Source organism: Micromonospora sp. NPDC049900 (genome assembly GCF_044461025.1).
In the GTDB taxonomy this organism is placed as follows: Bacteria; Actinomycetota; Actinomycetes; order Mycobacteriales; family Micromonosporaceae; genus Micromonospora.
Genome location: NZ_JBITKM010000002.1, coordinates 603,120 through 628,814, shown reverse-complemented (window position 1 = coordinate 628,814; position 25,695 = coordinate 603,120). Strand labels below are relative to the sequence as shown.

Below are 25,695 nucleotides of genomic sequence, written 5' to 3'. Positions count from 1 at the left end.
TTGAAGTGACCGCTGTCAGTCTCGGTATGCCCGCCGTGCCGCCGCCACCGCTCGCGCCCCGGCGGGCGAGCCGTCAGATCATGGTCGGCTCGGTGCCGGTCGGTGGTGGGGCGCCGGTCTCCGTGCAGTCGATGACCACCACGCTCACCTCCGACGTCAACGCGACGCTCCAGCAGATCGCCGAGCTGACCGCGTCCGGTTGCCAGATCGTCCGGGTGGCGGTGCCCAGCCAGGACGACGTGGAGGCGTTGCCGGCGATCGCGCGCAAGTCGCAGATCCCGGTGATCGCCGACATCCACTTCCAACCGAAGTACGTCTTCGCCGCGATCGACGCCGGGTGCGCGGCGGTGCGGGTGAACCCGGGCAACATCCGGCAGTTCGACGACAAGGTCGCCGAGATCGCCGCCGCGGCCTCCGCCGCCGGTACGCCGATCCGGATCGGCGTCAACGCCGGCTCGCTGGACAAGCGTCTGCTGGCCAAGTACGGCAAGGCCACCGCGGAGGCGCTCGTCGAGTCGGCGCTGTGGGAGTGCTCGCTGTTCGAGGAGCACGGCTTCCGGGACATCAAGATCTCGGTCAAGCACAACGACCCGGTGGTCATGATCCGGGCGTACCGCCAGCTCGCCGAGCAGTGCGACTACCCGCTGCACCTGGGTGTGACCGAGGCCGGACCGGCGTTCCAGGGCACCATCAAGTCGGCGGTCGCCTTCGGGGCGCTGCTGGCCGAGGGGATCGGCGACACCATCCGGGTGTCGCTCTCCGCGCCGCCGGTCGAGGAGATCAAGGTCGGCGCGCAGATCCTGGAGTCGCTGGGGCTGCGCGAGCGCGGCTTGGAGATCGTCTCCTGCCCGTCCTGCGGCCGGGCCCAGGTGGACGTCTACAAGCTTGCCGAGGAGGTCACCGCCGGGCTGGAGGGCCTACCGGTGCCGCTGCGGGTCGCCGTGATGGGGTGCGTGGTGAACGGTCCCGGCGAGGCCCGCGAAGCCGACCTGGGTGTCGCCTCCGGCAACGGTAAGGGGCAGATCTTCGTCAAGGGCCAGGTCATCAAGACCGTGCCCGAGGGGCAGATCGTGGAGACCCTGATCGAGGAGGCGCTGCGCCTGGCCGACGAGATGGGTGCCGAACTGCCCGAGGAACTACGCGGCCTGCTGCCCGGCGCAACCGTCAGCGTGCACTGACCCCCGCGACGGCGGGGCGTGCGGCACCGCCGATCGGGCGCTGCCGGGCAGCGGCGTCCGGTTGCCTCGGGAAGGCAACCGGCACCGCCGGGCTTGTGCCGGCAACCGGCACCGCCGGGCCTGGGCTGGCTACGGCACCGCCGGGCTTGTGCTGGCCGCCTGGCCTGTGCTGGCACGGGCACCGGCGGGTGTGTGCCGGTAGATGGCATCGCCGGGCTTGTGCTGGCACCGGCCCCGCCGAGCTGCCTGTGCATCCGCACGGGCATCCGAGACCGCTGGCACGAGGGCGGCCACCGCGCAACCTGGGTGGTCGCCCTCGGCGCGTCCGGCGATCAACGCGCCGGAGTCCCCGCGTAGCTCGCCGCACGTCACCCCGTGGCACGTGATGCCCGCTCGCCATGCCTCCGTCGCCGCCCCGTCGCCGCCCGTCGCAGCATGTCGCCGCACGTCAGCGTGTCGTCGCCGGGTAAGGCCCCGACGCCGGCCGAGATCGTGCTCGATCCAGGATCGAGTGGCTTCATGGGCCGGACGAGACCACTCGATCCTGGATCGAGCACGATCTTGGGGAGCGCCCCGGGGGCATGACGGTCGCGGTCGTGTCCGTGCTACTCGTCGGCTGCCCGAGAGCAGTTCTTTCGGGCAGCCGACCGGCGGCGGGCCTGGGAGGACTGTTCTCTCGGGCAGCCGTCGGGCGAGGGATCCGGGAGGACAGTCCCGGGGCGGACGCCGATCGGTGGATCCGAGGGGACGCCTCCCGGGCGGGTGCCGGGCGCGGGGTGCCCTGAAAGGGGGACGCCTACCGGGACGGCTGTCGGAGGGCGGATCCGAGGGGACGCCTTTCGGAGTGGGTGCCGGGCGGGTGCTCCGAGAGAGGGACCGTCCCGGGGCGGACGGCGGGCACCGGCCCTGAGAGGGGTCCTCCCAGGGCCGGTGCGGGCGCGTGACGGGGTGGGGACTGTGGCGGCCGACGGGGCGGTGGAACCGCGCCTGGTCGGGCGGGGTGGGGTCACTCGGATTCGGCGAGGATGGCGTACAGCTTGCGGCGGGTCTCGTCGAGCACCTGGGCGGCCCGTTCGCGCTGGTCGTCCGTACCGGTCATCATCACCTGGCGCAGCGCGTTCATGGCCTGCGCGCCGGCGTCCCGGATGTCGTGCCAACTGTTGATCGTGTCCTCGGCGACCTCTGCCCAGGGGGGCGTCTGCGCCGCCGTCTCGGCCTCGGGCCGACCCTGTTCGGTGAGGGTGAACCGCTTGCGCCCGCCGCCGGACTCCTCGGTGGCGGCGATGACTCCCTCGTCCTCCAGGAGTTGGAGGGTCGGGTAGATCGAGCCGGGGCTGGGCCGCCAGCCGCCCCCGGTGCGGGAGTCGATCTCCTGGATCATCTCGTAGCCGTGCATCGGCCGCTCGGTGAGCAGCGCGAGCACCGCGCCACGGACGTTCGGGCGGCGTCCCCGCCCCCGGCCGCGTCCGCCCCGGCCGTGGCCGCGTCCGTCGCCGCCGTGCGGGAAGGGGGGACCGGGCGGGAAGGGCGGGAAGCCGAAACCGCGCATCCGGGCCTCGTGTAGGGCGTGTGCCCGTCGGTGGAACCTCATCAGACTGTCTCCTCCGTAGAACTGTCGCTGATGCATCGACGATATATCGGAAACACATCGCCGACAAGTCACCGGCAGGGTGGCGGGGAGTTTTGCGACACACCGTCCGGTAGTGGGTGGTCCCGCCGTCGGGCACCGGTCACTGTCCGCCATCGCGCTCCGTTCGCATCTGGCAGGCTGTAACCGTGTTGACGGCGCCGGTGCGGCAACTGGGGGAGTCGGAACGTCGCGCGGTCGAACGGTTGCTCGACTCCGACCCGTACGCGAGCGCGCAGGTCGCGGAGCGGGTCGCCGCGCGTGGACTGGCGTGGTGGCGGGCCGAGGGCCGGGTACTCGGCTACGGCTCCCGCCGCCAGCTCGAATCGGTCTGCTGGCTCGGCGGCAACCTCACCCCGGTCCTCGCCTCGTCGCAGGCCGTCGCCGCCTTCGCCGAGCTGCTCGCCGGTGAGGAGCGGCTCTGTTCCTCGATAGTCGGCCGCGCCGACGCGGTCCTGGAACTGTGGGACCGGCTCGCCGGCACCTGGGGACCGGCCCGCGACGTCCGCCCCAACCAACCGCTGCTGGCCACCGAGGCGATGCCCGAGGTACGCGCCGATCCGCAGGTGCGCCTGGTGCGCGGCAGCGAGGTCGACCTGCTCTTCCCGGCGGCGGTGGCGATGTACACCGAGGAGGTGGGCGTCTCGCCGCTGGCCGAGGACGGTGGTCGCGGGTACCGCCGCCGGGTCACCGAGATGATCCGCTCCGGTCGGGCGTACGCCCGCTTCGTCGACGGCCGGGTGGTCTTCAAGGCCGAGCTCGCGGTCGTCACCCGGCGCACCGCGCAGGTCCAGGGAGTCTGGGTGGCACCGGAGTGGCGCGGCCGGGGGATCGCCACGTCCGCGATGGCGGCGGTGGTCCGTGACGCGCTGAACCGGGTCGCCCCGACCGTGAGCCTGTACGTCAACGACTTCAACCTGCCCGCCCGGCGGGTCTACGAACGCTGCGGATTCCGGCCCGTCGGCACCCTGGCCACCGTGCTGTTCTGAGGCACCCCGCCGCCCCGGCGACGCCGTCACCCGGCAACCCGGGAGTGGTCTGGCGGTCGCGTCACGCCGCAACCGGGGTGGCCTCCGTCACCGTGTTCCGGCACCCGGTCGGCCCGCCGCCGCCCCCTGGGTCTGCCCCCGGCGAAAATGCGTTGAGCTGCGCGGGCGCGCGGCGCAGTCTGGAACCTTCGCCACGACTCCGGAGGAACCGACCCATGCGCCTGCTCCGTGATCTGTGGGTCACCTCTGCGCGCCGGATGACCCTGGTGGTGGTCCTGATCGTGCTCGGCGGGATCGGTCAGGCGGCCACCGCCGCGCTCGCCGGTCCGGTGCTGGTGCACCGGTCCGGCGGCTTCTTCGTGCTGCTCGCGGTGGCCCTGGTCGTGGTGGTCGCCAGCGATCTGGTGGTCAGCCTGGTGATGGCCGGGGTGACCGCCGACTGGGCCGCCGACCTGCGCCGCCGGCTGTGCCGGGTGGCGATGGGACAACCGATCCCCGCCCTGGAGACCACGCCGGTCGGCGAGATGCTCGACCGGATCGACGGTGACGTGTACGACGTCGCCTCCGGTGTCCGCGGTCCCGGCGTGCGCCTGGCCCAGTCGCTGGCGGTGGGCCTGCTCTCCACGCTGGTGGCGATCACCGTCTGGTGGCCCGCCGGGATCGGCATGCTGCTGCTCTGCGTCCTGCTCGCGATCACCATGCGCCGGCCGGCGAGCCGGATCGCCCCGGCCCGGATGCACGAGGAGGCGGCCTGGTCGGACCTGGCGGCGGTGATGGAGGAGTCCATCCACGGCCAGGACGACGTACGCACCAGCCTGGCCCGCCCGTACGTGTTGCGGCTGTACGCCGGACGGGCGGCCGAGGTGCTGCGGCGCGGCTGGCGGGTGTGGCGGTTGTCCGCCCAGGTCAACACCGTGGCCGCCGGAGTGACCCGGGTCGGTGTCGCGCTGGTCGTGCTCGGTGGGGTGTGGGCGCTGACCACCGGCCGGGTCGACTCCGCCCGACTCACCGCGATCTGGCTGCTCGCCCTCTCACTCGGCATGACCGTCGAGCACGTCAGCCGGATGGTGCCCGAGGTGCAGTACGCCCTCGGCGCGTGGGGCCGGGTCCGACTGCTCCAGGGCGCCGCCCAGGAACCCGTCGGCGGAGCCGCCCCGGTCGACGGCGACCTGGTCATCCGCGACCTGACCTTCCACTACCCGTCGGCCGACGCCGAGCGGGGTCCGGCGCTGCGCGAGATCGATCTGACCTTCGCCCGGGGCCGCTCGTACGCGCTGGTGGGGCGGACCGGCTCGGGCAAGTCGACGCTGGCCAAGCTGCTCACCCGGGCGGTGGACGTACCCCCGGGAACGGTGCTGCTCGGCGGGCGCGACGTGCTCGACCTCGACGTCGACCTGCTGCGCCGGTGGATCGCCGTGGTGCCGCAACGCACCGAGATCCTCGCCGGCACGCTCGCCGAGAACGTCGCGTTGTTCGACCCCGAGCTGCTCGACGCCGCCGCGCGGGCCCTGCACGAGCTGGGTCTGGCCGGCTGGATCGCCGAACTGCCCGCCGGGCTGGACACCCGGCTCGGTGAGGGCGGGCACGTGCTCTCCGCCGGGCAGGAGCAGCTCGTCGCGTTCGCCCGCATCCTGGTCCGCGATCCACACGTGGTGATCCTCGACGAGGCCACCGCCCGACTCGACCCGGTCACCGAGGCGCGGGTGCAGCAGGCCACCGAGCGACTGCTGCGCGACCGTATCGGCATCGTCATCGCGCACCGGCTCTCCTCCGTGCGGCAGTGCGACGAGGTGGTGGTGCTGGCCGACGGCGCGGTCGTCGAGGCGGCCCCGCTGGCCCGGTCGCGTCGCTTCGCCGAACTCCTCGCCGCCGGTGACGCCGACCTGCTCGCCGACCCGGACGCCGACGCGGCCGACCTGCTGGCCGACCCGGACGCCGACCGTGCCCGTGGCGAACCGGCACTGGTCGGCGTCACCGCTGCGGTCACGGAGGTCCATCGCTTCACCGGGTCGTCCGGGCTGACCGCCGTGGTGGATCCCGCGCCCGTCGTCGGACCCGAGCCGGTCGTGCCGACCGACGGCCGGGAGGTGACCGCCCGGGAGGTCGGTGGCCGCGAGTCGGCCCCTACCACCACCGTCGCCGGGGGCGCGGACAGCACCGAGGGACCGACCGACGGTGCCGCCGTCGACCGGCGGCCGGCGTCCCGGGCGCGGACCCTGCGGGAGATCTTCCGGCTCTGCCTCAACGACCCCCGCTACGGCGCCGCCGCGGTGGGCATCTTCGCCGTGCTGGCCGTGCTGAGCCTGGACGGCCCGGTGCTGGCCTGGCTCTGGGCGGACGTGGTCGACGGCACCGGTGACCCGTGGCTGCCCGCGCTGGGCATCGCCGCCGGGTTGGTCCTCGCCATCCCCGCGCACTACTGGACGCACCTGTGGTTCCCGGCCTGGTGGGTCCGGCAGATGCTGCGGATCAGCGCCCGCCTGGTGTACGGCCAGACCGGCCCGCGCCGGGTCAGCCGGCACACCCCGGCCGAGGTGGTGGCGCAGGGCGGCGACACCGAGCGGGTGGTGCAGCTCGCCGACAACGTGCTGGACCAGGCCGTCGGCGTGATCCTGCTGGTCAGCATGACCCTGATCACCGGCAGCGTGGTGCCGGGGCTGTTCTTCCTCGGCACGATGGTGCTCTCCGGCTTCGCCGCCACGGCCTTCGGCCCCCGGCTGGAACGCGCGGCACGGGAGACCGTCACCGCCCGGGCGGCGTTCGCCACCGCACTGGTCTCGGCACTGTCGGCGGCCCGCACGGTGAAACTCGCCGGGGCGACCCGGCCGGTGCTGACCCACCTCGCCGACCTCGACACGGTGCGCAGCGACCGGCAGCGCCGGGAGATCGCCGTCCAGGTCTGGGCCCGCTCCACCCCGTCGATGGCCAGCGGTCTGCTGCCGATCGCCGTCTGGGCGCTGTTCCTGGCCGGCACGATCTCCGCCGGGGCGGCGCTGGTGTCGATCGCCACGCTGGGCGCGGCGCGCTGGTTCGCCTGGACCACCGCCTCGCTGATCTCCCAGGTGCCCTCGGCCCGGGTGTGGACGCGGCGGACGGCGGAGATGACCGGGATCGAGGCGTACTCGGCGCGGGTGCCCGGGATGGACCTGGTGGCGGGCACGGCCACCGCCCCGTCGGTGGCCCCGCGTACGCCGTTGCGGCGGCTGGAACTGGTCGGATTCGGCGTCCGGCACACCGACGGCACGGTCGCCGTACGCGACGTCGACCTGACCGTGACGCGCGGGCAGTTGGTGCTGGTGGTGGGCCCGGTCGGGGCGGGCAAGTCCTCGCTGCTGCGCGCCCTGGCCGGGATCGCCCCGCACACCGGGTCGATGACCTGGAACGGGGAGCCGGTGACCGAGCCGGAGCTGTTCCTGCGCCCGAACCAGGTCGGTTACGTCGGCCAGTTGCCCCGGGTGCTCTCCGGCACCGTGGCCGACAACATCACCCTGGGCCACCCGGTGGACCCGGCCCACGCGGTGGCGACCGCCCAGCTCGAACACGACCTGGCCGCCACCGGAAGTGGCCTCGGGCTGCTCATCGGGCACAAGGGCACCCGGCTCTCCGGCGGGCAGTTGCAGCGCCTGGCGTTGGCCCGGGCGCTGGCGCCGCGTACCGAACTGCTGGTTGCCGACGACGTCTCGTCCGCCCTGGACGTCACCACCGAACTGGCCCTGTGGCAGGCGTTGCGCGAACGCGGCGTGACCGTGGTCGGCTCCACCTCCAAACGGGCCGCCCTGGTGCGGGCCGACCACGTGGTGGTGCTCGTCGACGGTGCGGTGCGGGCCCAGGGGCCGTGGCGCGAACTGGCGTCGCGCTGGGGCCACCTGGCCGGTTGATCCCGGTGCGGACGGGCCGGATCGCTCGACCCGGCCCGTCCGCACCGAGCGCGGCGGAGGCCGAGTCAGACCGCCCGGCGGTACGGGGGCGGCCACTCCGCGTCGACGCCCAGCTCGGCGGCGGCCCGGCGCGGCCAGTACGGGTCGCGCAACAGCTCCCGGCCGAGCAGCACCAGGTCGGCCGCACCGTCGGCGAGCACCGCCTCGGCCTGCGCGGGGTCGACGATCAGACCGACCGCGCCGGTGGGCACCCGCGCCTCGCGGCGGATCCGGGCGGCGGCCGGCACCTGGTAACCGGGGCCGACCGGGATGTCGGCGATCGGCGCGGCGCCGCCGGAGGAGCAGTCGACCAGGTCCACCCCGGCGGCGGCCAGCTCGGTGGCGAGCACCACGCTGTCCTCGACGGTCCAACCGCCGTCGACCCAGTCGGTCGCCGAGATGCGGGCCAGCACCGGCACGTCCGGCCCGACGGCGGCGCGGACCGCGCGGACGACCTCCAGGGTGAGCCGCATCCGCCCCGCCCGGTCCCCGCCCCAGCCGTCGGTGCGCCGGTTGGTCAGCGGGGAGAGGAACTCGTGCAGCAGGTAGCCGTGCGCCGCGTGCACCTCGACGGCGGCGAACCCCGCCTCCAGGGCGCGGGCGGCGGCGGTCGCGAACGCCTCGACCACCCCGGCGATCCCGCCCGGGTCGAGCGCGGTGGGTTCCCGGTATCCCGGCACGAACGGCTCGGCGGTGGGCCCGACCGGCGTCCAGCCGCCTTCCGCGTCGGGCACTCCGCCGCGCTGCGGCGCCCACGGCCGGTACGTCGACGCCTTGATCCCGGCGTGTGCGAGTTGCACGACGGGCACCGCGCCGTGCGCGGTCAGGAACCGGGTCACCGGACGCCACGCGTCGACGTGTCGACCGGACCAGAGCCCGGTGTCCTGTGGGCTGATCCGCCCCTCCGGCACCACCGCGGTCGCCTCGGTCATCACCAGTCCGGCCCCGCCCACGGCCCGGGTGCCGAGGTGCACCAGGTGCCAGTCGGTGGGCAGGCCGTCGGGCCCGGCACTGTACTGGCACATCGGGGCCATCGCGATCCGGTTGGGCAGGGTCACGGTGCGCAGCGCCAGCGGAGTGAACAACGTACTCATCGCGCCATCCTCTCCCGGCCGTCGGGTGTGCGGCCCGGGCGCGAGCTGTGGGGTGGCACACTCCCGCGCCGTGCGGATCGCCGGTCAGCGCCGTGCGGATCGGCGGCCGGACACCAGGGCGAGGGCGGTGGTCAGGCCCCACACCACGGTGACCGCCAGCAGCAGCCGCTCCAGCACACCGACCAGCGAGCCCCGCCCGACGAGCAGCATGGCCAGACCGACCGCCCCGGCGAGCGGCAGCGCCACCGCCGCGGCGATCGTGGCCGGCCCGCGCAGCCGTCGGTCGGCCTGCGGGGCGAGGGCGATCGCGATCATCGCGAAGACCACCGCCGCGGTCGCGGCGATGCTGGCCCCGCCGTGCACCAGGTCCGCCACGCCGGCCGGCTCGAACGGCGGCAACGGGCAGCCGGCGCTACAGGTCACCGCCCCGGACAGCAGCGTGCACAGCGCACCCGCGCCGAGCAGCGCCACCGCGCCGGGCAGCGTCGCCACCTGCCGCAGCACCGCCGCGCCCCGGTGTCCGGCGAGCCGCCGCACCAGTGCCAGGGCGGGGTGCTCGGCCCGTGCCGAATCCGGCGAGCGGACCTCGCCGCGCAGCGCGACCGCGAGCAGCAGCAACGCCGTGGCCAGGCAGAACACCCCGATCCGGTACGTCCACGCGTAGTCGCTCTCGGCCACGCCGGCCTCGCTGACGTACCCGGTGAGGCCCGGTCCCGGACCGGCGACCACGGCGAGGACCACCAGGGTGGTTCCGGTGACCACGCCCAGCGCGGCACCCGCCGCCGCGCGCCCGGCCCGTCCCGACGCCCGGCGGTACGCCGTCGACGGCTCAGCCACGTCCGTGCGGCGTGGTCCAGCCGTGCAGGTCCGGACCGAGCGGCACCACCCCGGTCGGGTTGATCTGGTGGTGGGTGGCGTAGTAGTGCCGCTTGATGTGGTCGAAGTCCACCGTCTCGCCGAAACCCGGGGTCTGGAACAGGTCCCGCGCGTACGCCCACAGCACCGGCATCTCGGTCAGCTTCTGCCGGTTGCACTTGAAGTGCCCGTGGTATGCCACGTCGAAGCGGACCAGCGTGGTGAACAGCCGGACGTCCGCCTCGGTGATCGTGTCGCCCATCAGGAAGCGTCGGTCGGTCAGCCGTTCCGACAACGCGTCCAGCCGGGCGAACAACGCCTGGTACGACTCGTCGTACGCCTGCTGGGAGGTGGCGAAGCCGCACCGGTAGACGCCGTTGTTGACGTCGCGGTGGATCTCCGCCATCACCGCGTCCATCTCCGGGCGCAACGGCACCGGGTACAGGTCCGGCGCGTCCGGTGCGTGCAACCGTCGCCACTCGGTGGACAGGTCGAGGGTGAGCTGCGGATAGTCGTTGGTGACCACCCGACCGGTGAGCGTGTCCACCAGCGCCGGCACGGTGACCCGACCGGAGTAGTCGGCGTCGGTCGCCAGGTACGCCTCGGACAGGAAGCCGATGCCCAGCACCGGGTCGAAGCCGTCCTGGTCGAGCGTGAACCGCCAGCCCCGGTCGTCGCGGATCGGGTCGACGGTGCCCAGCGAGATGGCGTCGCCGAGCCCGAGCAGGTTCCGCACGATCAACGCCCGGTGCGCCCACGGGCAGGCGCGGCACCAGATCAGCCGGTAGCGGCCCGCCTCCAGCGGCCAGCGGTCCTGCGCGTCCGGCCCGCCGCCGGGCGGCGAGGTGGAGTGCGGGGTGACCCGCCCGGTGAACCGGTTGGGCTGCCGGACGAACGCGCCACCGTCACTGGTCTCCGCACGGAACTGGGGTCGGGCCATGCCGACAACCTATCGGGATACGCCGGGGATATCCTGGCCGCCGGACGTCCGGCGGGACCCGACGGGCGGCCGGTGCCCGCCCTTCCCACCCCCGAAGGACTCGCGATGACCGTGGCTTACCTGGTGGCCGGTGTGCGCACCCCGATCGGCCGCTACGCCGGTGCCCTGGCCGGCGTACGCCCCGACGACCTGGCCGCGCACGTGATCCGCGAGCTGGTGGCCCGCCATCCGGGGGTGGACTGGGCGCGTACCGACGACGTGATCCTGGGCTGCGCCAACCAGGCCGGCGAGGACAACCGCAACGTGGCCCGGATGGCCGCGCTGCTCGGCGGGCTGCCCGAGCAGGTCTCCGGCACCACCATCAACCGGCTCTGCGGCTCCGGCCTGGACGCGCTGGCCACCGCCGCCCGCGCGGTGACCGCCGGTGAGGCCGACCTGGTGGTCGCGGGTGGCGTGGAGAGCATGAGCCGGGCCCCGTTCGTGATGCCGAAGGCGACCACCGCCTACTCCCGGGCCGCCGAGATCCACGACACCACCATCGGCTGGCGACTGGTCAACCCGCTGATGCGGCAGGGCTGGGGCGTCGACTCGATGCCGGAGACGGCCGAGAACGTGGCCCAGGAGTACGGCGTGGACCGGGCCGCGCAGGACGAGTTCGCGTACCGGTCGCAGGCGCGGGCCGCCAAGGCCCAGGCCGACGGGCGGCTCGCCGAGGAGATCGTGCCGGTGACCGTGTCGGCCGGGCGGCGCGAGACGCGGCTGGTGGAGGTCGACGAGCACCCCCGGCAGACCTCGCTGGAGAAGCTCGCCGCGCTGCCCACCCCGTTCCGCGAGGGCGGCACCGTCACTGCGGGCAACTCGTCCGGCGTCAACGACGGCGCGGTGGCGCTGCTGGTCGCCTCCGAAGCGGCCGTCGCCGCGTACGACCTCACTCCGCTGGCCCGGGTCTGCGGTGCGGCGGCGGCCGGGGTGCCGCCCCGGACCATGGGCGTGGGTCCGGTCCCGGCGACCCGGCGGCTGCTGGACCGGCGCGGGTTGGCGCTGGCCGACCTCGACGTGATCGAGCTGAACGAGGCGTTCGCCGCGCAGGCCGTCGCGGTGCTGCGCGAGCTGGGTCTGCCGGAGGACGCCGAGCACGTCAACCCGAACGGCGGGGCCATCGCGCTGGGACACCCGCTGGGTGCCAGCGGCGCCCGGCTGGCCCTCACCGCCGCGCTGGAGCTGCGCCGCCGGGGTGGCCGGCGGGCCCTGGCCACCATGTGCGTCGGCGTCGGGCAGGGCATCTCGCTGTTGCTGGAGGCGGCCTGACCGGCCGCGTCGCCTGACGCGACACGACGCGAACGGGAAAGGTGTTCGTGGATCTCCCTCGGGCGTGACCGACCGGCCTAGAGTGGTCAGCATCACGTGACGAGCTGAGGTGCCAGTGCAGACCCCCGACGGACTCCCCTCCGAGATCGACCTCTCGCGGCCCAGCGCGGCCCGGGTGTACGACTACTTCCTGGGCGGCGCTCACAACTTCGAGATCGATCGCCGGTTGGCCGAGCAGATCGCCGCCACCACCCCCCACCTGCCGGCGACCATGCGGGCCGGTCGGGAGTTCCTGCGCCGGGCCGTACGCGTGCTGCTCGACGCCGGCATCGACCAGTTCCTCGACATCGGCTCCGGCATCCCCACCGTCGGCAACGTGCACGAGGTGGCCCGCGCCGACAACCCGAAGGCCCGGGTCGTCTACGTCGACATCGACCCGGTGGCGGTGGCGCACAGCCGGGAACTGCTGGTCGGTGACGAGCTGACCGGCGTGCTCCACGGCGACCTGCGCGACCCGGAGCGGCTCCTGGCCGACGCCGGGGCGTTGGGTCTGCTCGACTTCGACCGCCCGCTGGGCGTGCTGCTCGCCGGGGTGGTGCACTTCGTGCCGGACCCCGACCGTCCCGCCGACGTCCTGGCCACCCTGCGGGCCGCCGCCGCTCCCGGCAGCCACCTGGTCCTCTCGCACTCCACCTTCGAGGACCAGCCACCGGAGATGTTGGACGCGCAACGGCTGTCCGCGCGGACCGCCACCGAGATCACGCTGCGCTCGCGGGCCGAGATCACCGGCTTCTTCGGTGACTGGACGCTGCTCCCACCCGGCGTGGTGCACATGGAGCTGTGGCGTCCCGACGCGCCGTCCGACGTGGCCGCGAACCCGCAACGGTTCGGCGCCTTCGGTGGCGTCGCCCGGAACGACCGGTCCGCCGGCTGACCTGATGTCCGCCGTCGGCGACTCCGGCGGGAACGCCGTGGACCAGACCGGTGCCCAGCGGTACGCGGCAGACTGGGCCCGTGCCGTACGCGGGTTCGGGTTCGTGCCGTTGAGCCCGGCCGAGACCGAGCGGCTGCTGCTCGGGCACACCGTGCGGCTGGCCCGTGCGCTGCTGCACGGCGAACCGGTGACCCCGGCCGCCGAGGAGGTCGGGCGGGCACTGGTGGCGGCCCATCTGATCGCGCCGGGAGTGATCGGCTGGGCGGTGCGTACGCTCGCGGTCCGGTTCCCCACCGAGGTGCTGGACGTCCGGGCGGACCGGTCCGACCTCGCCGACCGGGTCGCGGCGGCGCAGGCGGGCCTGGCCGCCGGTTTCGCCGGTGCGCTGCGCGACCGCACCTTCGACCAGCAGGAGGGGATCGCGCGCTCGGCGTGGCAGGCCCGGGACGACGTGGAGCGGGCGCTGCGCGACAGCGAGGCGCGGTTCCGGGCGGTCTTCAGCGGGGCGGCCATCGGCATCGGCATCGCCGGGATCGACGGCACCATCCTCGACGTCAACCAGAGCTTCGCCGAGATGCTGGGCTACGAGATCGAGGAGCTGCGCCAGACGAACGTGGCGTCGCTGTTCCACACCGACGACGCCGCCGGGATGTGGGAGCTGTACCAGGAGCTGATCGAGGGCAAGCACGAGGCGGTCCGGGTCGAGAAGCGCTACTACCGCAAGGACGGCACCGCCGTCTGGACGGACCTGGCGGTCTCGCTGATCCGGCACGACGACGGCCGCCCCCGGTTCACCGTGGCGGTGGTCGAGGACATCACCGAGCGGTACGAACTCCAGCAGCGGCTGCGGTTCCAGGCGCTGCACGACCCGCTCACCGGCCTGCCCAACCGGACGTTGTTCTTCGAGTCGCTCGGCCGGCTGGTGAACCGGACGCACCCACCCGGCCGGGTCGGCGTCTGCTTCCTGGACCTCGACGGTTTCAAGGCGATCAACGACAGCCTGGGCCACGACCTCGGTGACCGGCTGCTGGTGCTGATCGCCCGGCGACTGGCCGACTGCGTGGCCGATCGCGGCTACCTGGTCGCCCGGATGGGCGGCGACGAGTTCGTCATCCTGGTCGACGGCATCGCCCGGATCGAGGACGTGACCGCGGTGGCCGAGACGGTGCTGGCCGCCGTCGCCGCCCCGGTGCACATCGGCGACCAGCAACTCGCGGTCTCGGCGAGCATCGGCATCGTCGACTCGGACCTGGCCGGCACCAGCGCCACCGAGTTGATGAAGGCCGCCGACACCACGCTGTACTGGGCCAAGGCGGAGGGCCGAGGCCGGTGGGCGGTGTACGACCCGGAGCGCAGCGCCCGGGACATCGCCCGCTCGGCGCTCGCCGCCGAGCTGCCCACGGCCCTGGACCGGGGCGAGTTCGTGCTGCACTACCAGCCGATCGTGTCCCTGCTGGACGGCCGGATGCTGGCGGTGGAGGCGCTGGTCCGCTGGCAGCATCCGGAGCTGGGTCTGGTCGGACCGGACCGCTTCATCGGGCTGGCCGAGGAGACCGGGCTGATCGTCCGCCTCGGTGAGTGGGTGCTGCGGCAGGCATGTCGGGACGCCCAGCGCTGGCACCTCGACTTCCCGGAGGCCCGATTGGTGGTCAGCGTCAACCTGGCGGCTCGCCAGGCCGACGCCCCGGCGATCGTGGACACCGTGGCCGACGCCCTGGCCCAGAGCGGGCTGCCCGCCGCGCTGCTGCAACTGGAGCTGACCGAGAGCGCGGTGATGGGTTCCGCCGGTGAGCCGTTGCGGACGCTGTACCGGCTCGCCGCGCTCGGCGTACGGCTGGCGGTGGACGACTTCGGTACCGGGTACTCGAACCTGGCGTACCTGCGCCGGTTGCCGATCACCTGCCTCAAGCTGGCCGGTCCGTTCGTGGAGGGCCTGCGGGGCGACGAGCCGTCCGCCACCGACCACCGCGACGTACGGATCGTCGACGCGTTGGTCCGGTTGGCACACGCGTTGGAGCTCTGGGTGACCGCCGAGGCGGTGGAGACCGAGGCGCAGGCCGAGCGGCTGCGGTCGCTGCGCTGCGACTCCGCGCAGGGGCGGCTGTTCGGCGCGCCCGGCCCGGCGGAGGCGATCGTCGCCCGACTGCGCGGCGAACCGTCGTGAGCAGAGGCGTCCTGCACGCGGTGTCGCGGCGTCCTGCTCGCGGCTTGGTGGCTCGGCGCGGTGTCCTGCTTGCGTGGGCGACGGCTGGGCGCGGTGTCCTGCTGACGGTTCCGCGGCCCGGCGCGGCGGCTCGGTGGCGGTGCTGGGGCACGATCTCAGCCGACGTGACGTGGGCGAGACGAGCTGATGGGGAGTCGACGTGGAGCTGACGGACACCAACGGCGTGGTGTCGGTGGTCGCCGCCCTGGCCATCCTCGCCGGGCTGGCCGGGGTGGTGGTGCCCGGCCTGCCCGCGCTGCCGCTGTGTTGGGGCGGCGTGCTGGTGTGGACGCTGTTCGGCGGGGCCGGTGCCGGCCGGTGGCTGGTGCTCGGCGCGGCCACCCTGGTCGCGCTCGGCGGCACCGTGGTCAAGTACGCCTGGCCGGGCCGCAACCTCAAGCGGGCCGGGGTACCCACCACCTCGTTGCTCGCCGGTGCGGTACTCGGGCTGATCGGGTTCTTCGTGATCCCGGTCGTCGGGCTGGTGATCGGATTCGTCGGCGGCATCTTCGCGGTGGAACGGCTGCGGCTGGGCGACACCCGGCTGGCCTGGCCGGCGACGAAGCAGGCGGTGGGTGCGGCCGGTCTGTCGATGCTGATCGAGTTCCTCTCCGGCATGGTGATCGGCATGCTCTGGGTGACCGGCCTGGTTCTGACCTGAACCGTCCAGTTCGCGTCGTTCCCACCTCTGCCGTGCGCCCCGCACCGGGCTCGGGTGGGCCGTCGGCGCGGCGCTCGCTGAGCCGTCGGGCCGTCGGGCTGTGGCAGGTCGGTGGCGGGCCGGTGGTGAACCAGTGGCGGGCACGGCGGTGGGTGCCGGGTGGCGGGGACGAGTCGATGGGCACGGCGGATGGGCGTACCGGTGAGAGAGAGGTGACTCGCCCCGCGCCACCGCGGCTGCCGGGCCGGCCGAGGGCCCGGCGGTGGTCCCGTTCCGGACCAGGTCACCGCCCCAGGATGCGTCCGGCCGGACCTGTCGGGCAACGCATTTACCCAGCCGCCCGCCGCCGCATGTTAGGAAGGGTCCCCTTTAGTGCTCCAGGCGTTAATACGGGGCCCTTCCTTGCACAAGGGCGGGGGCGGTGGTTCGGTGATGCTCATGAAGAGAGCCCCGCTGACGCTGGAGCAACTGCGGGTCGCCGTCGCCGAGGGCGAGATCGACACGGTGGTGCTGGCCCTGGTCGACATGCAGGGCCGGCTACAGGGAAAACGGTTCCACGCGCCGTACTTCCTCGACCAGGTGGTCGGGCACGGCAGCGAGGGCTGCGACTACCTGCTCGCGGTGGACGTCGACATGAACACCGTCGACGGGTACGAGATGTCGAGCTGGTCGCGCGGCTACGGTGACCTGGCGATGAAGCCGGACTTCGACACGCTGCGCCGGGTGCCGTGGCAGCCCGGCTCCGCCCTGCTCCTGGCCGACCTGCACTGGCCCGGCGACACCGGCCCGGTGACCGTCTCGCCCCGACAGATCCTGCGCCGACAACTGGACCGGCTGGCCGCGCACGGACTGACCGCGTACGCGGGCACGGAGCTGGAGTTCGTGCTGTTCCGCGACTCGTACGAGCAGGCGTGGCAGCGCGGCTACCGGGAGCTGACCCCGGCCAACCAGTACAACGTGGACTACTCGTTGCTCGGCACCGCCCGGGTGGAGCCGCTGCTGCGGCGCATCCGCAACGAGATGGCGGGCGCGGGGCTCACCCCGGAGAGCGCCAAGGGCGAGTGCAACCTCGGCCAGCACGAGATCGCCTTCCGGTACGACGAGGCGGTGCGCTGCGCCGACCACCACGTGATCTACAAGAACGGGGCGAAGGAGATCGCCGCCCAGGAGGGCATGTCGATCACGTTCATGGCCAAGCCGAACGCCCGGGAGGGCAACTCCTGCCACATCCACTTCTCGCTGCGGGACGCCTCCGGTGGGTCGGCGATGCTGGGCGACGGGCCGGGCCACCTGAGCGTCACCGGGCAGCGGGTGCTGGCCGGGCTGCTCGCCACGATGCGCGAGTTCAGCCTCTTCTTCGCGCCGAACATCAACTCCTACAAGCGGTACCAGCCGGATTCGTTCGCCCCGACCGCGTTGCGCTGGGGCACCGACAACCGCACCTGCGCGTTGCGGGTGGTGGGCCACGGTCAGGGGATGCGGGTGGAGAACCGCGTGCCGGGGGCGGACGTCAACCCGTACCTGGCGATCGCGGCCCTGATGGCGGGCGCGCTGCACGGCATCGAGCAGGAGTTGGAGCTGGGTGAGGAGTGCACCGGCAACGCGTACGACGACGCGGCGGCCGACCGCGTCCCCGGCACCCTCCGGGACGCGCTGACGCTCTGGGAGTCCTCCACCTTGGCCCCGGCGGCGTTCGGCGACGACGTGGTCGCCCACTACACCAACATGGCCCGGGTCGAGTTGGCCGCCTTCGACGCCGCCGTCACCGACTGGGAACTCGCCCGTGGCTTCGAGCGCCTCTGACCGGCCCCAGACCGTCAGCCTGGGCCTCGGCCTCCCGCTGCCCCCGCTGCCCCGCGCCGATCATGGAGTCGTGGCACCCGATCTGTCCTCTTTCGCGGCTTTCACTGCCACCACAACTCCATGATCGGCGCGGAGTTCACGGGTGGTGCGGAGTTCACGGGTGGCGTGGGGGCGCGGGTGGCGGGGACGGCGGCGGGGGCGGCGGGGAGCCGTGCCCGCAGACGAGGCGAGGGGAGTGTGGGTGGGCGTGGCTGAGGTGCGGGATCCGGCCAGCGGGAAGCTGCTGCGCGAGGTCGCGGGGGTGTCGGCGGACGAGGTCGACGCGGCGGTGGCGCGGGCGGCGGTGGCGTACGAGCGGTGGCGCCAGGTGGCACCGGGGGAGCGGGCCCGGCTGTTGCGGCGGTTCGCGGCGGTGGTCGACGCGCACGTGGAGGAGTTGGCCCGGCTGGAGGTCGAGAACGCCGGGCACACCATCGGCAACGCCCGCTGGGAGGCGGGCAACGTGCGCGACGTGCTGGACTACTACGCGGGGGCACCGGAGCGGCTGACCGGACGGCAGATCCCGGTGGCGGGTGGGTTGGACGTCACGTTCCACGAGCCGCTGGGCGTGGTCGGGGTGATCGTGCCGTGGAACTTCCCGATGCCGATCGCCGCCTGGGGACTGGCGCCCGCGCTCGCCGCCGGCAACACGGTGCTGCTGAAACCCGCCGAGCTGACCCCGTTGACCGCGCTGCGCCTCGGCGAGCTGGCCCGGGAGGCGGGGCTGCCCGAGGACGTGTTCACGGTGCTGCCGGGGCGGGGCGACGTGGTGGGCGAGCGCTTCGTCGACCATCCGGCGGTCCGCAAGATCTGCTTCACCGGCTCCACCGAGGTCGGCACCCGGATCATGGCGGGCTGCGCCGCCCAGGTGAAGCGATTGACCCTGGAGCTGGGCGGCAAGTCGGCGAACCTGGTCTTCGCCGACGCCGACCTGGAGAAGGCGGCGGCGGCAGCCCCGTCCGGGGTCTTCGACAACGCCGGTCAGGACTGCTGCGCCCGGTCCCGGCTCCTGGTGCAGCGCCCGGTCTACGACCGCTTCCTGGAACTGCTGGAGCCGGCCGTGCGGGCGTTCCGGGTCCGTCACCCGGCCGACGAGGCCGCCGAGATGGGTCCGCTCATCTCCGCCGGGCACCGGGACCGGGTCGCCGGGTACGTCGACGGCGCGCGGGTCGCCTTCACCGGCTCCTGCCCGGACGGCCCCGGCTACTGGTATCCGCCGACGGTGCTGCTCGCCGACTCGCCCGCCGACCGACACTGGCGCGAGGAGGTCTTCGGCCCGGTCGTCTCGGTGCTGCCCTTCGACGACGAGGCGGACGCGATCCGGCTGGCCAACGACACCGAGTACGGCCTGTCCGGCTCGATCTGGACCCGTGACGTGGGCCGGGCGGTGCGGGTGGCGCGGGCGGTGGAGGCGGGCAACCTGAGCGTGAACTCGCACTCGTCGGTGCGGTACTGGACGCCGTTCGGCGGGATGAAACGCTCCGGTCTCGGTCGCGAGTTGGGCCCGGACGCCCTGCACGCGTTCACCGACGTCAAGAACGTCTTCATCGGCACGGAGGAGTGAGGCGATGCAGCGGTTGCAGGACCGGGTGGCCGTGGTGACCGGCGCGGCCAGCGGGATCGGGCTGGCCACCGTCCGGCGGTTGGCCGCCGAGGGGGCGCGGGTGGTCTGCGTCGACGTCGACACCGAGGGGGGTGCCCGGGCCGCCGAGGAGGTCGACGGGACCTTCGTCGCCGTGGACGTGACCGACGAGGCCGCCGTCCGTGACCTCTTCGACGGGGTGGTCGAGCGGTACGGGCGGGTGGACGTCTCGTTCCACAACGCCGGCATCTCACCGCCGGACGACGACTCCATCCTGGAGACCGGGCTGGACGCCTGGGAGCGGGTGCTGCGGGTGAACACCACCAGCGTCTACCTGTGCTGCAAGTACGTCATCCCGCACATGCGCCGGCAGGGCCGGGGATCGATCATCAACACCGCCTCGTTCGTGGCGCTGATGGGTGCGGCGACGTCGCAGATCGCGTACACCGCGAGCAAGGGCGGGGTGCTGGCGCTGAGTAGGGAGCTGGGCGTGCAGTTCGCGCGCGAGGGCATCCGGGTCAACGCCCTCTGCCCCGGCCCGGTGGCCACGCCGCTGCTGCGGGAGCTGTTCGCCGCCGATCCGGAGCGGGCGGCCCGCCGGTTGGTGCACGTGCCGATGGGGCGGTTCGGCGAACCGACCGAGATCGCCGCCGCGGTGGCGTTCCTGGCCAGTGACGACTCGTCGTTCATGACCGCCGCGCAGTTCGTGGTCGACGGCGGGATCACCGGCGCCTATGTGACACCACTGTGATGTAGCCGACACTTCCGGTCATCGGTCGGGCGATTCGTATCGGTTGATCGACAACTGTCGTGGGCTAATCAGCGTCGCGATCGACTGATGCGTTACGTTCCTGGTTCGGCGGGGTAGAAGTCCGGTCACGGCAGCGATGATCAGGGCACGTCGCGAACAGGCCGGGGAGGCTGCATGAACTCGGCCCAGGGGGGCGTGGACGGGGGTGACCCGTCGGCGACACACGGTGTGGTACCACCGCTGCTCGCGGCGGCGTTCGCGGCCGGTGGCGAGATGGGCACTCTGCTGCGTGACCGCGACTGGTCGGCGAGTCCGCTCGGCGCGCCGGAGCAGTGGCCCACCGCGTTGGGCAACGCGGTGAGCACGATGCTCGCCTCGAAGGCGCAGATCGTCGTCTTCTGGGGTGACGAGCAGCACGCCTTCTACAACGACGCCTACCGGCCGACGATCGGAGACAAGCATCCGGCGGTCCTCGGGCAGCCGGCCCGCGACCACTGGATCGAGACCTGGGACGTGCTCGGGCCGCTGCTCACCGGCGTGGTGCGGACCGGCGACTCGTACCAGGCGCGGGACCACCACTTCCTGCTCGACCGGCACGGCTTCGTGGAGGACGTCTACTTCGACGTCTCGTACGACCCGATCCGGGACACCGACGGCTCGATCGGTGGGGTGCTCTGCATCTGTAGCGAGACCACCGGTCGGGTGCTGGGCGAGCGGCGGCTGCGTACGCTCGCCGAACTCGGCTCCGAGTTGGCCGAGGTGAGCAGCAGCGCGGAACTCGGCCGGGTGGCCGCGGCGGTGCTCGACCGGCACCGGCAGGACGTACCGTTCGGGCTGCTCTACCTGTACGGACCCGACGGCGGCCTGCGGCTGGCCGGCACGAGCGGCCCGGTGACCGGTGTCGAACAGCTTGCCGCCGGGGCGGCCGGTGCTGCCGCCGAGGGCGGCACGGTGCCCACCGTCGACCTGTTCGGCGAGGTGCCGGCCGACGCCGCCGACGAGGCGCTGCTGCTGCCGATCACCGCCACCGCGGAACAGGCCGGCGTGCTGGTGCTGGGGGTGGCCCGCCGGTTGCCGCTCTCCGACGACTACCGCACCTTCCTCGAACTGGTCGCCGCGCAGATCTCCCGGGCCGTCGGCAAGCAGCGCGCGTACGAGCAGGAGCAGGCACGCGCCGCCGAACTGGCCGCCCTGGACCTGGCCAAGACCAACTTCTTCGCCAACGTCAGCCACGAGTTCCGTACCCCGCTGACCCTGGTGCTCGGCCCGCTGGAGGATCTGCTCGCCGACCCGGCCCTGCCGGAGACGTACACCGCGCAGTTGACGATGATGCACCGCAACGCGCTGCGGCTGCTCAAGCTGGTCAACACGGTGCTCGACTTCTCCCGGCTGGAGTCCGGGCGGCTGGCCGCGCACTACGAGCCGGTCGATCTGGCCGACTACACCGCCCGGCTGGCCAGCACGTTCCGCTCGGCCACCGACCGCGCCGGGTTGCGGCTGACGGTGGACTGCCCGCCGCTGCCCGAGCCGGTCTACGTCGACCAGGAGCTGTGGGAGAAGATCGTCCTCAATCTGCTCTCCAACGCGGTGAAGTTCACCCTCGACGGGGAGATCCGCATCGAGGTGCGGGCGGTCGACGGCGTGGCCCGCCTGGAGGTCGCCGACACCGGCGTGGGCATCGTCGCCGAGGAACTGTCGCACGTCTTCGAGCGGTTCCACCGGGCACCGGGGGTGCCCTCGCGTAGCCACGAGGGCACCGGGATCGGCCTGGCGCTGGTCCGGGAGTTGGTCGAGATGCACGGCGGTCAGGTCAGCGCGACCAGTCGGGTCGACGAGGGCAGCCGCTTCGTGGTCACCGTCCCGTTCGGCTCCGCGCACCTGCCGACGGACCGGGTGGCCGAGACCTGCACCGAGCGCGAGCCGGTGCAGAGCGCACTCTTCGTCGCCGAGGCCGAGCGCTGGAGCGACGACCGGGCCGACGTGGGCGAGGTCCGTGGCCCACGCGCGGCGGCGGGCCGGATCCTGGTCGTCGACGACAATCGGGACCTGCGTGAACACGTCACCAGGCTGCTGGCGCCGACCTGGGAGGTGCGCACCGCCACCGACGGCGTGGACGCGCTGCGGCTGGCCACCGACACCGACTTCGACCTGGTCCTGACCGACGTGATGATGCCGCGACTGGACGGCTTCGGCCTGGTCGCTGCGCTGCGCTCCGACCCGCGCACCCGGTACGTGCCGATCGTGCTGCTCTCCGCCCGCGCCGGCTCGGCCGAGGAGGTGGCCGGCCTGGCGGTGGGCGCCGACGACTACCTGACCAAACCCTTCTCCGGGCAGGAGCTGGTCGCCCGGGTGCGGGCCAACGTCGAACTCGGCCAACTGCGCGGCCAGCTCATCCGGCGGTTGGCCGCACTCGCCGACGCGGCCGTGGCGGTGAACACCGCGCGCTCCACCGACGAGGTGCTCCAGGTCGCGGCACGGCACGCGTTGAGTCTCGCCGAGGCGGTCCGGGTGTCCGTCACCGCCGGAGACGCCCGGTTCGAGGCCGACGGCGGCGGCACCAGCGCCGCCGATCCCGCCTTCGTCCTGCCGCTGACCGGGGTGGGCGGCAAGCACCTCGGTGAACTGCGGGTGTGGCGGGCGGTGGCCGAGGCGGCCGGCACGGACGAGGCCGCGTTGACCCAGCTCGCCCGGCTGGTCGGCGTACGCCTGGAGAACGCCCAGCTCTACGAGGTCGAGCACCGCATCGCCACCACCCTGCAACACAGCCTGCTGCCGCGTACCCTGCCCCAGTTGCCGGGTGCGGTGGTGGCCAGCCGCTACCTGCCGGGCAGCGACGACGTCGAGGTGGGCGGCGACTGGTACGACGTGGTGACCCGCGAGGACGACGAGATGGTCCTGGTCATCGGGGACGTGGTCGGCAAGGGGGTGCCGGCCGCGGCGGCGATGGGGCAGTTGCGCAACGCGCTGCGCGCGTACGTGTTGGAGGGGTTCGACCCGGGGGAGTCGTTGACCCGGCTGAACCGGTTGGTCGGCTCGACCGGGTCGCGCTCCTTCGCCACGGTCTTCTGTCTGTGGTTCAGCCCCCGTACCGGTCGGCTGCGGTACGCCAGCGCCGGGCATCCGTCCCCGCTGCTGATCCGAGGAGGCGACGTGGCGTTCCTGCACGACCGGGCGCTGGGCCCACCCGTCGGCGCGATTCCGGGGACGGAGTACGAGACGGTCACCGGCGAGCTGTCCGCCGGCGACCGGCTGCTGCTCTACACCGACGGTCTGGTCGAGGACCGGCACGTCGACATCGACGAGGCGCTGGAACAGCTCCGGGCCGACGCGGCCCGGCCGGGGGAGCACGTGGTGGACCTGGTCGACGCGGTGGTGCAGCGGGTGGTCGACCGGCCCCGCCGCGACGACGTGGCGGTGCTCGCGCTGGAGGCCGCCGAACTCGACCGGTTCGCGCTGCGGCTGCCCGCCGACCCGACCCGGCTCAGTGTGCTGCGCAAGCGGCTGGAGGACTTCCTGGTCGCGCACGGGGTGAACGAGACCGACCTGTTCGACCTGACGGTGGCGGTCTCCGAGGCGGCGGCGAACGCCATCGAGCACCCGGTGGACCCGGTGGAGCCGACGATCGGTGTCGAGGTGACCGTGGAGGGCCGGACGGTGACCGCGACCGTACGCGACACCGGACGTTGGCGGGAACCGACCGGGTCGGGCTTCCGGGGCCGGGGACTCTCCCTGATCGAGGCACTCGGGGAGCTGTCGGTCAGCCGTACCCCGGAGGGCACGGAGGTGACGCTGCGTCGGGAACTCGGTGCCTGAGCCGTCCGGCGCGGCGGGTCAGACCGGCCGCAGCCAGTGCTGCCCGCCCAGACCGGCGATGTGCAGCACGCGGCTGACCTGGCGGGACGGCAACACCGTCAGGGTGTCCGGATAGTGACCGGCGAGCCGCACCACCGCGTGGATCGCCGCCGAGTCGAAGAAGGTCACCGCGCGCAGGTCGAGGGTCAGCCGGGTGGCTGGCTCGCGCAGCGCGGTCTGCGTCATGGTGTCCGCGGTCGCCATGTCGACCTCGCCGGTGACCACCACGCGGAGGTGATCACCGTCGATCTCCGCGCTGGCGGAGAAGACGGGCGGTGCTCCCCCTTGATCCACGCTGACACCTTGACACAGCAGTTGTGGTAGGGCAACAACCGTGGGCCACCGACGGTGACGGGGGCCACCCGGGGCGCGGCGATAGGCTTGCCGCATGACCGTCCGTGCGCCGTTGACCCCAGGCACGCTCTCCCCGTGGCGGCCGGTGCCCGCCCACATCGTCCGACCCGAGTACGTCGGCAAGAAGTCGCCCCGGCCGTGGCAGGGGTCGCACGTGCAGACGCCGGAGACGATCGAGAAGATGCGGGTCGCCGGGCGGCTCGCCGCGCAGGCCACCCAGCTCGCCGGTGAGCACTGCAAGCCCGGTGTGACCACCGACGAGATCGACCGGGTGGTGCACGAGTTCCTGGTCGACCACGGGGCGTACCCGTCGACGCTGGGGTACAAGGGCTTCCCGAAGTCCTGCTGCACCAGCCTCAACGAGGTGATCTGCCACGGCATCCCGGACTCCACGGTGCTGGCCGACGGCGACATCATCAACGTGGACGTGACCGCGTACATCGGTGGGGTGCACGGCGACACCGACGCCACCTTCTGCGTCGGCGAGGTCGACGAGGAGGTCCGGCTGCTGGTCGAGCGGACCCACGCGGCGATGACGCGGGGCATCAAGGCCGTCGCGCCGGGCCGGCAGATCAACGTCATCGGGCGGGTCATCGAGTCGTACGCGAAGCGGTTCGGCTACGGCGTGGTCCGCGACTTCACCGGTCACGGCATCGGCGAGGCGTTCCACAGCGGTCTCTACGTGCCGCACTACGACAGCCCACGGCCCACCGACGTGATGGAGCCGGGCATGACGTTCACCATCGAGCCCATGATCACCCTCGGCACCCACCAGTACGACATGTGGGAGGACGGCTGGACGGTGGTCACCAAGGACCGGAAGTGGACCGCCCAGTTCGAACACACCGTGCTGGTGACCGAGGACGGGTACGAGATCCTGACGCTGCCGTGACCGACACTCCTGCGGCACTGCGGGAACACCACCACGCGGACGTCTCGGGCGGGTGGCTGCGACCCGCCGTCTTCGGCGCGATGGACGGGCTGGTGACCAACATCGCCCTGATCGCGGGTGTCGGCGGTGGCGGCGTCTCGCCGCAGGCCATCGTGCTGACCGGCACCGCCGGTCTGGTCGCCGGCGCGATCTCGATGGCGCTCGGCGAGTACACCAGCGTCCGCTCGGCCAACGAGCAGATCGCCGCCGAGGTGGCCAAGGAACGGCGCGAGCTGGAACGCCACCCCGAGGAGGAGGCCCGGGAACTCGCCGAGATGTGGATGGCGCGGGGGTTGCCCGAGGACCTCGCCGTGCAGGTGGCCGAGGCGGTCCGCCAACACCCGGAGCAGGCGTTGCGGATGCACGTCCAGGAGGAGTTGGGCGTCAACCCGGACGAGCAGCCCAACCCGTGGGCGGCGGCACTGTCGTCGTTCCTCTGCTTCTCGGTCGGCGCGCTGGTGCCGCTGTTGCCGTACCTGCTCGGCGCGACCAGCCTGACGCTGGCCCTGGCGGTGGGCGGGATCGGGCTCTTCGTGGCCGGCGCGATCGTCTCCCGGTTCACCAACCGGCGTTGGTGGACCGGCGGAATGCGGCAGTTGCTCCTCGGTGCCGCCGCGGCGGCGGCCACCTACCTGGTCGGTGCGCTCATCGGCGTCCAGGGCGGCCTGGGCTGAGCC

Annotated in this window: 18 protein-coding genes; 13 read left to right on the top strand and 5 right to left on the bottom strand. The window is 73.1% G+C overall.

Annotated elements, in window-relative coordinates; all coding sequences use genetic code 11:
- Positions 1–5 precede the first annotated feature (5 nt).
- On the top strand, positions 6–1,178 hold the full coding sequence (gene ispG, locus ACIBMZ_RS07295; RefSeq protein ID WP_117226690.1) for a flavodoxin-dependent (E)-4-hydroxy-3-methylbut-2-enyl-diphosphate synthase: 1,173 nt from the start codon (positions 6–8) through the stop codon (positions 1,176–1,178).
- Between the two features lie 1,006 nt (positions 1,179–2,184).
- On the opposite strand, the gene ACIBMZ_RS07290 is transcribed toward ispG, so the two are convergent.
- Complete coding sequence (locus ACIBMZ_RS07290) at positions 2,185–2,769, bottom strand: PadR family transcriptional regulator (RefSeq protein WP_396691694.1); 585 nt, start codon at positions 2,767–2,769, stop codon at positions 2,185–2,187.
- Between the two features lie 185 nt (positions 2,770–2,954).
- Here ACIBMZ_RS07290 and ACIBMZ_RS07285 point away from each other — a divergent pair, with 185 nt between their 5' ends.
- Positions 2,955–3,794, top strand: coding sequence for a GNAT family N-acetyltransferase (locus ACIBMZ_RS07285; RefSeq protein WP_396691693.1), 840 nt, complete (start codon positions 2,955–2,957; stop codon positions 3,792–3,794).
- 215 nt (positions 3,795–4,009) lie between these two features.
- Positions 4,010–7,672, top strand: coding sequence for an ATP-binding cassette domain-containing protein (locus tag ACIBMZ_RS07280; protein ID WP_396691692.1), 3,663 nt, complete (start codon positions 4,010–4,012; stop codon positions 7,670–7,672).
- A gap of 65 nt (positions 7,673–7,737) precedes the next feature.
- On the opposite strand, the gene ACIBMZ_RS07275 is transcribed toward ACIBMZ_RS07280, so the two are convergent.
- The 3 genes from ACIBMZ_RS07275 to ACIBMZ_RS07265 all read right to left on the bottom strand — a co-directional run bounded on the left by ACIBMZ_RS07275 (position 7,738) and on the right by ACIBMZ_RS07265 (position 10,600).
- On the bottom strand, positions 7,738–8,805 hold the full coding sequence (locus ACIBMZ_RS07275; protein WP_396691691.1) for an NADH:flavin oxidoreductase/NADH oxidase: 1,068 nt from the start codon (positions 8,803–8,805) through the stop codon (positions 7,738–7,740).
- 84 nt (positions 8,806–8,889) lie between these two features.
- A complete protein-coding gene (locus tag ACIBMZ_RS07270; RefSeq protein ID WP_396691690.1) occupies positions 8,890–9,642 on the bottom strand; it encodes a DUF998 domain-containing protein in 753 nt (250 codons plus the stop codon).
- Positions 9,635–10,600, bottom strand: a complete 966-nt coding sequence (locus ACIBMZ_RS07265; protein ID WP_396691689.1) for a glutathione S-transferase family protein — start codon at positions 10,598–10,600, stop codon at positions 9,635–9,637. The genes ACIBMZ_RS07270 and ACIBMZ_RS07265 overlap by 8 nt, the downstream gene beginning before the upstream one ends.
- Positions 10,601–10,705: 105 nt before the next feature.
- Here ACIBMZ_RS07265 and pcaF point away from each other — a divergent pair, with 105 nt between their 5' ends.
- The 8 genes from pcaF to ACIBMZ_RS07225 all read left to right on the top strand — a co-directional run bounded on the left by pcaF (position 10,706) and on the right by ACIBMZ_RS07225 (position 23,694).
- Complete coding sequence (pcaF, locus tag ACIBMZ_RS07260) at positions 10,706–11,908, top strand: 3-oxoadipyl-CoA thiolase (RefSeq protein ID WP_396691688.1); 1,203 nt, start codon at positions 10,706–10,708, stop codon at positions 11,906–11,908.
- Positions 11,909–12,023: 115 nt separating this feature from the next.
- Positions 12,024–12,842: an SAM-dependent methyltransferase gene (locus ACIBMZ_RS07255; RefSeq protein ID WP_396691904.1), complete on the top strand. Its 819-nt coding sequence runs from the start codon at positions 12,024–12,026 to the stop codon at positions 12,840–12,842.
- Positions 12,843–12,846: 4 nt separating this feature from the next.
- Positions 12,847–15,006 (top strand): putative bifunctional diguanylate cyclase/phosphodiesterase, encoded by a 2,160-nt coding sequence (locus ACIBMZ_RS07250; protein ID WP_396691687.1) that lies wholly within the window; start codon positions 12,847–12,849, stop codon positions 15,004–15,006.
- A 199-nt stretch (positions 15,007–15,205) separates the two neighbouring features.
- Positions 15,206–15,706, top strand: coding sequence for a DUF456 domain-containing protein (locus tag ACIBMZ_RS07245; protein ID WP_396691686.1), 501 nt, complete (start codon positions 15,206–15,208; stop codon positions 15,704–15,706).
- A 438-nt stretch (positions 15,707–16,144) separates the two neighbouring features.
- On the top strand, positions 16,145–17,509 hold the full coding sequence (locus ACIBMZ_RS07240; protein ID WP_396691903.1) for a glutamine synthetase family protein: 1,365 nt from the start codon (positions 16,145–16,147) through the stop codon (positions 17,507–17,509).
- Between the two features lie 247 nt (positions 17,510–17,756).
- Positions 17,757–19,112, top strand: coding sequence for an aldehyde dehydrogenase family protein (locus tag ACIBMZ_RS07235; RefSeq protein WP_396691685.1), 1,356 nt, complete (start codon positions 17,757–17,759; stop codon positions 19,110–19,112).
- A gap of 4 nt (positions 19,113–19,116) precedes the next feature.
- On the top strand, positions 19,117–19,881 hold the full coding sequence (locus ACIBMZ_RS07230) for a 3-oxoacyl-ACP reductase (RefSeq protein WP_396691684.1): 765 nt from the start codon (positions 19,117–19,119) through the stop codon (positions 19,879–19,881).
- A 174-nt stretch (positions 19,882–20,055) separates the two neighbouring features.
- Positions 20,056–23,694: a SpoIIE family protein phosphatase gene (locus tag ACIBMZ_RS07225; protein ID WP_396691683.1), complete on the top strand. Its 3,639-nt coding sequence runs from the start codon at positions 20,056–20,058 to the stop codon at positions 23,692–23,694.
- Positions 23,695–23,712: 18 nt separating this feature from the next.
- Here the strand turns inward: ACIBMZ_RS07225 and ACIBMZ_RS07220 are convergent, their stop codons facing one another.
- Positions 23,713–24,027, bottom strand: a complete 315-nt coding sequence (locus ACIBMZ_RS07220; RefSeq protein WP_396691682.1) for an STAS domain-containing protein — start codon at positions 24,025–24,027, stop codon at positions 23,713–23,715.
- A gap of 94 nt (positions 24,028–24,121) precedes the next feature.
- Here ACIBMZ_RS07220 and map point away from each other — a divergent pair, with 94 nt between their 5' ends.
- Both map and ACIBMZ_RS07210 read left to right on the top strand, forming a co-directional pair.
- A complete protein-coding gene (gene map / locus ACIBMZ_RS07215) occupies positions 24,122–24,979 on the top strand; it encodes a type I methionyl aminopeptidase (RefSeq protein ID WP_396691681.1) in 858 nt (285 codons plus the stop codon).
- Positions 24,976–25,692 (top strand): VIT1/CCC1 transporter family protein, encoded by a 717-nt coding sequence (locus tag ACIBMZ_RS07210; protein WP_396691680.1) that lies wholly within the window; start codon positions 24,976–24,978, stop codon positions 25,690–25,692. The genes map and ACIBMZ_RS07210 overlap by 4 nt, the downstream gene beginning before the upstream one ends.
- Positions 25,693–25,695 lie beyond the last annotated feature (3 nt).